The 808-nt window shown below is 75.2% G+C and carries 1 protein-coding gene; it reads right to left on the bottom strand.

Annotated elements, in window-relative coordinates; translation table 11 throughout:
* Positions 1 to 740, bottom strand: a 740-nt coding sequence (locus AC5LSR_RS02005; protein WP_493468090.1) for an AAA family ATPase, incomplete at its 3' end; no start/stop codon positions are given.
* Between the last annotated feature and the right edge of the window lie 68 nt (positions 741 to 808).

Below are 808 nucleotides of genomic sequence, written 5' to 3'. Positions count from 1 at the left end.
GGCCCGTCACCACCGCCGGTGCCCGTCGCCGCGGCGGCCGGCCCCGTGTCCGCGCTCGCCGCGGCGGCGAGGGCGGCGTCACCGGCGGCCTGCAGGGCGGTCAGGACGCGGCGGGCGTCCCCGCCGGCCAGGCGCAGCAGATGGGTGACCGCGTCCGCGTCCATCGTCAGCCGGCCGCCGTACCCCCGCCGGTCGTCGAGCGCCCGCTGGACCAGGACACGCAGGTCATCCTCGGTGAGCGGCTCCAGGGTGAGCAGCAGCGAGCGGGACAGCAGCGGCGCCACCACCGAGAAGAACGGGTTCTCGGTGGTGGCGGCGACCAGGGTGACCAGCCCGTTCTCCACCGCCGGCAGCAGCGCGTCCTGCTGGGTCCTGGTGAAGCGGTGCACCTCGTCGATGAACAGGACCGTGCGGACGCCGGACACCGCGAGCGTGTCCCGCGCCTGGTCGATCACCGCCCGTACGTCCTTGACACCGGCGGTGACCGCGGACAGCTCCCGGAACCGGCGTCCGCCGGAGCCGGAGATGATGTGTGCGAGCGTCGTCTTGCCGCTGCCCGGCGGCCCCCAGAGCAGGACCGAGGTGGTGCCGCCGCCTTCCACCAGGCGCCGCAGCGGGCTGCCCGCGCCGAGCAGGTGACGCTGCCCGACGAGTTCGTCGAGGGTACGGGGGCGCAGCCGGGCCGCGAGAGGACCCGACGTCGCCAGGGTCTGCTCGAGCCCGGCGTCGAACAGGCTCACCCACCTACCGTATGACGGCCCTGTCATCCGACGGCCGGCGACCGTACCCGCCGCACGGCGGGCCAACC

It is taken from the genome of Protofrankia sp. CiP1_Cm_nod4 (genome assembly GCF_982290645.1).
Note: the sequence above shows the minus strand (reverse complement) of the source record. Positions and strands in the feature narration are given on the sequence as shown.